This window comes from Burkholderia sp. E168m23, assembly GCF_016586125.1.
Lineage (GTDB): Bacteria > Pseudomonadota > Gammaproteobacteria > Burkholderiales > Burkholderiaceae > Burkholderia > Burkholderia orbicola.
In genome coordinates, this window is record NZ_BCPP01000492.1 from 1 (window position 1) to 5,236 (window position 5,236).

The 5,236-nt window shown below is 69.0% G+C and carries 5 protein-coding genes; 2 read left to right on the forward strand and 3 right to left on the reverse strand.

From position 1 onward, the window contains the following. Together JMF90_RS22910 and JMF90_RS22915 are read left to right on the forward strand one after the other, a co-directional pair. Nucleotides 1-325 (forward strand): oligopeptide/dipeptide ABC transporter ATP-binding protein (locus JMF90_RS22910; protein WP_374104253.1); only part of this gene is annotated, 325 nt, incomplete at its 5' end. Between the two features lie 167 nt (nt 326-492). Beyond that, nucleotides 493-1,965: an OprD family porin gene (locus JMF90_RS22915; RefSeq protein ID WP_027810513.1), complete on the forward strand. Its 1,473-nt coding sequence runs from the start codon at nt 493-495 to the stop codon at nt 1,963-1,965. A 54-nt stretch (nt 1,966-2,019) separates the two neighbouring features. On the opposite strand, the gene JMF90_RS22920 is transcribed toward JMF90_RS22915, so the two are convergent. The 3 genes from JMF90_RS22920 to JMF90_RS22930 all read right to left on the reverse strand — a co-directional run. Beyond that, nucleotides 2,020-3,012 (reverse strand): DedA family protein/thiosulfate sulfurtransferase GlpE, encoded by a 993-nt coding sequence (locus JMF90_RS22920; protein WP_011548893.1) that lies wholly within the window; start codon nt 3,010-3,012, stop codon nt 2,020-2,022. A 154-nt stretch (nt 3,013-3,166) separates the two neighbouring features. Next, entirely contained in the window at nt 3,167-3,436 is a 270-nt protein-coding gene (locus JMF90_RS22925) for a hypothetical protein (RefSeq protein ID WP_006480304.1), read from the reverse strand. Nucleotides 3,437-3,706: 270 nt separating this feature from the next. Further along, nucleotides 3,707-5,236, reverse strand: a 1,530-nt coding sequence (locus JMF90_RS22930) for an alkaline phosphatase family protein (protein WP_201325461.1), incomplete at its 5' end; no start/stop codon positions are given.

Below are 5,236 nucleotides of genomic sequence, written 5' to 3' on the forward strand. Positions count from 1 at the left end.
GGCCATCAGCCAGCGCGTGCTCGTGATGTATCTCGGCCGCGTGATGGAGTTCGGCACGCGGCATGACGTGTACGGCGTGCCGCAACACCCGTACACGAAGGCGCTGCTCGATGCGGCGCCGACGCCGGAGCCGGCGCGCGAGCGTGCTCGCCGTCCGATGCTGCTGGCGGGCGAGATGCCCTCGCCGCTCAACCCGCCGTCCGGCTGCGCGTTCCGCACGCGCTGCCCGGTCGCGATCGACGCGTGCGCGCAGGACGTGCCGCTGCCGGAAGTGCGGCAGGGGTCGGCGGCGCGCGTCGCGTGCATCCGCGCGGGCGCGGCGTGACGTGAAGTAACGCAGCAAACAAAACCAAGGCAGGTCAACAGGGGTAGTGCGGCGCGAACGATCTTCGCGCCGCGGGTACAGGCGCGTCCTTAGCCGGGCTCGCCGGGGGGCTGGGAGCGGATCGCGACCGGCGTGGACGATATCAACACAAGACGAGAATTATTACGATGAAAAAGCAGAAGACGATCGGGACGGCATCGAAGATGCTGCTTGCCTGGGGACTGCCGGCGCTCGCCGGCGTGTCGCTGACGGGCGTCGCGCACGCCGACGACGCGGCCTCCGCGCCGCTGACGGTCGCGCAGGCCGCGCCGGCCGCCGGGTCGGGCGCATCCGTTGCGCAGGCAACGACCCCGAACGCCATTGTCAACGCCGAGGCGAGCCAGGCCGTCACGCCGCCCGACGAGCCGTCGGCGCAGTCGAAGTCGAACGGCTTCATCGCCGACAGCCATCTCGACTTCCTGTTCCGCAACTATGCGGACGTGCTTGACAACAAGGGCGGCCCGCATCGTCATGCGTGGGTCCAGGGCGCGATGGCGAACTTCGAGTCGGGCTACACGACCGGCCTGATCGGGATCGGCTTCGATGCGTCGTTGTATGCGGCGCTGAAGCTCGACGGCGGCCAGGGCGCCGGCAGCATGGTGCACATCGCGAAGGGCGGCGGCGGCGGCAACCAGCTCGCGTGGGCCTACCCGGGCATCTACGACGTCAAGGCGCGCATCTCGAACACGGTGGTCAAGTACGGTCTGCAGGCCGTCGACAACCCGTTCATGGAGCAGCACGACAACCGTGCGCTGCCGCCGACGTTCCTCGGCGCGACGCTCGTCAGCAATGAATTCAAGAACGTGATGCTCGAGGCCGGCAGCTTCACGAAGACCGACGCGCGCGGCCATACGACGCTCACCAACCTGACGACGCAATACGGCGGCACGCGCATCAATCGCCTGACCTACGTCGGCGGCACGTGGGACTACTCGCCGAACGGCGAAGTCGCGCTGTACGCGAATCAGGCCGACGACGTGTGGCACCAGTACTACGCGTCGGTGAAGCACAGCATCGGCAGCCCGCAGACGATCAAGTGGACCGGCTTCGGCAACGTCTACTCGACGCACGACACGGGCGATGCGCTGCAAGGCAAGATCAACAACAACGCGTACAGCCTGTCGCTGGCCGCGCAGCATGGCCCGCATGAACTGCTGCTCGGCTTCCAGCAGGTGCTCGGCGACCAGTTCTTCGACTACCTGAACGAAACGAACGGCATCTTCCTGGCCAACTCGATGGACGTCGACTACAACGCGCCGCACGAAAAATCGCTGCAACTGCGTTACACGTTCTACGGCAAGGACGCCGGCCTGCCGGGCTTCAAGGCGATGGTGTGGGGCGTGACGGGCTGGGGCGCGGACGGCAGCGCGGGCGCGGCGAACGATCCGAGCAAGTCGAGCATCTACTGGAGCAATGGCGCGCCGGTGCAGGGCCGTCACCACGAGTTCGGCTTCATCCCGTCGTACACGTTCCAGAGCGGCAAGCTGAAGAACACGAAGGTCACGTTCATCGCGATGTGGCACGCCGGCTCGGCCCACTACTCGGACGCGACGAACACCGAGTACCGTCTGGTCGTGAACCTGCCGCTGCACGCGTTCTGATGGAAGGGGGCGCAAGGCCCCCTGTCTCGCACGGCCGGCCTGCGATCGGTGCGATCAGGCCGGCTTGTGCCAGCCCGCCACGGGATCGTTCGCGGCGGGCATCTCTTCCACGAGCGACGTGAGCTGGCGGCCGGTATCGCGCCATGCGTCGAGCCCGCCGCGCAGCGCGAGCGCATCGGTGAAGCCTGCATCGAGCAGGCGCTTCGCCATCAGCGCGGCCGTCACCTCGTTCGGGCACGAGCAATACACGACGAACTTTTGCGTGAGCGGATAGCGTGCGACGATGTCGCCGATCTGGCGCTCGTCGGCGAACTGCGCACCGGGAATCGTGAACGGGTCGAGCTTGCGGTGCTCGGGCGAGCGGACGTCGAGCACGACCGGGGCGGCGGCGTCGCGCAGCAGCACGTCGAGTTCATCGACGCCGATCCGCGCGTTCGCGAGCTGGCGGATCAGCGCGCGGCGACGCATCCAGCGCACGGCCGCATAGACGGCGAGCAGCGCGACGATGACCAGCAGCACCGCGCGGCCGAGGCGGCTCGCGCCGGCGAACAGCCAGTCGATCTGCCGGTAGAACACGAGGCCGGCTCCCAGCCCGACGATCGTCCACAGCGCGGCGCCGAGCGCGTCGTAGCCGGCGAACGTGCGATAGCGCGTGCCGAGCGCACCGGCCATCGGCACCGATACCAGCGACAACCCCGGGATGAAACGCGCGACCGCGAGCACGCGCACGCCATAGCGGCCGAAGAAGCGCTCGGTCTTTTTCACGCAGGTATCGCGCGACAGCGACAGCCGGCAGATCGTTTTCAGCGTCGTGCCGCCGTAACGCCGCCCGGCGACGTACCAGACCGTGTCGCCGATCAGCGCGCCGAGCACCGACAGCGCCACGACCGTCACGAGCTGCGAGCCGATCATCGCCGGGTGCATCGCGGACATCGCGCCGAACAGCACGAGCGTCGGCATCGCGGGCACCGGCAGGCCGACCGCCGCGGCGAGCACGTTGGCGAATACGAGAAGCGGCCCGTACTGGGCGACGAGGTCACGGAGCATGACGGCTGGCCGAAAAGGAAACGCGTGGGCGGGAAATGCAGATGCGCCGATTATCGGCCTTTTTCAAGGCAGCGGCGGGAATGACGCAAAGCGCCTGACGGCGGCAGGGGGATGTGGGTGAGCCGGCGCGTTGCACGCGGCTCACCGTTCGGAATCAGGAAGGCGTACGGGCGAGCGATGCGGCGCCGTGGTTTTCGCCGGGCAGCTCGGCGCCGTGCGAGCGGATCGCCGCGATCAGTTCGGCCGGCGTGATCTCGTAGCGGACCTCGCGGTGGATGCCGGGCTTGCGTTCGTCGATCTCGATCAGCAGCACGCTCTTGCCGTCGCCCGTTGCCTCGAGCCGGAGCGAGCGCAGTTCGCGGCCGTCGGCCGCGTCGTGTTCGGTGAGCAGGGTCATTGCCCCGGATGAGCCGGTAGTGCGCATCGAACCTATCCTCGTGTCGTGGATGCCGTGGCGGCAAAGATGTCTTTGTTGAATACAGCTTGACGCAGTTTAACGCGAACGGGCCGCGACACGGAGCATTTTCGTGGGGACGAAAAGAGGGCTATACCACCGATCCTTCTGATGTTTGAGCGGCGCCGGGCGGGCGTTTCCGCCGGTTCGGGCGCCGGCCGAAACCGGTACCCGAATGGCGTTCGCGGCCACGCCGGCGCGGGCGGCGACACGCGCTGCACCGCGCGTCGCCGAGTGGCGTCAGAAGCGGTCGGCGAGCCCCATCGCCGGGTCGCTGACCGAGTGGCGGCCGGTTTCCACGCGGCCGGCCACGCGGCGCGAGAAGCTCGCGTCGCTGTCGGCGGTGACGATGAAGTCGTACCAATGGCCGGTCGAGTCGAGCTTCCAGTGCAGTTCGGACTGGTCGCCGGCGCGCACCGTGACGGTCCATGCGGTGCCGGTGCCATGGCCGTTGCCGTTTTCGTTGCCGTGGCCATGACCGTGGTCGTCGTTCCCGCCCCGCCCGGACAGCGGCCCGTAGGCCTGGTTCGACTTCACCGTGAAGCGCACCGTGCCGCCGCCGTCGTTGCGCAGCCGCAGGTGGAGGTTGCCGCTCGCGCCCGCATAGCCGACGCGCACTTCCGGATGCGGCGCGCGCGCCCCGGCCAAGCGGCTCAGGTCGCCGGTGAAGCGGCGGTGAAAGCCGTTCGGGCCGAGCACCCACAGGTCATATTTACCGCCATCGTCGGCACGCGCGGCCCAGTCGCCGTGCAGCCGCTTGCCGGGCTCGACGACGTAGCGCCGCGGCAGCCGGTCGAGGTGCAGCTTGTCGTAGACGTGAAACACGGCGGCGGCGCGGCCGGTGTTCGCGAACTTCAGCGTGACGGTGCCGGTGCCGGCATCGGTGCGCGCGCTCGCGTGCAGTTCGTACGGCAGCGCGCGCGACGGACGTACGCCGGTCGCCTGTGCGGGCGGCGCGGGCGTGGCGGGCGGCACGATCTTCGGCGCGGTTTGCTGCGCGGCGCTCAGCGCGTCGACCTGGCTTTTCGTCGTGCGGCCCGCGAGCGTCGGCAGCGGCTCGTTGTTCGGCGTGCGGAAATTGAACGCACTCGTCAGGTCGCCGCACACCGCGCGGCGGTACGCGCTGATCTGCGGCTCCGCGACGCCGAAGCGCTTCTCCAGGAAGCGCAGCGTCGACGTATGGTCGAACACCTGCGAGTTGACCCAGCCGCCGCGGCTCCACGGCGACACGATCCACATCGGCACGCGCGGGCCCGGGCCGTACGGACGGCCATCGACGGCCGGCTGGCTCGACGTGGCCGGCGCGAAGTCGTGGTACTCGGCCGCGACGTCGGCGGCCGACAGCGTATGGCCGCCCGCGAGCGTGCCGTCGGCGTTGCGCGACGGCACGGCCGGCGACGGCATGTGGTCGAAGAAGCCGTCGTTCTCGTCGTAGTTCACCAGCAGCACGGTCTTGCTCCAGACCTCCGGGTTCGCCGTCAGCGCGTCGAGCACGGCCTGCACGTACCAGCCGCCCTGCGCGGGGCTCGACGGCCCCGGGTGTTCGCTGTACGCGGACGGCGGGATGATCCACGACACTTCCGGCAGCTTGCCGTTGCGGATGTCGTCGCGGAACGTTTCGAGAAAGCCGTACGGCATCGTGTTGCCGAAGCCCTTCGCGAGCGGGCTCAGCGGATCGTCGATCGCCGGATCGTAGAACGCGCCGGCCGCCGTCACCGGCTGCGTGATGTCGGTCGACGCGACGTACGCGGGCCGGCGCGCGGCCGGCAT

Excerpts from the sequence above, each read along its gene's own strand:
- JMF90_RS22915 (WP_027810513.1), top strand. The coding sequence starts at position 493 with ATGAAAAAGCAGAAGACGATCGGGACGGCATCGAAGATGCTGCTTGCC.
- JMF90_RS22920 (WP_011548893.1), bottom strand. The coding sequence starts at position 3,012 with ATGCTCCGTGACCTCGTCGCCCAGTACGGGCCGCTTCTCGTATTCGCC.
- JMF90_RS22925 (WP_006480304.1), bottom strand. The coding sequence starts at position 3,436 with ATGCGCACTACCGGCTCATCCGGGGCAATGACCCTGCTCACCGAACAC.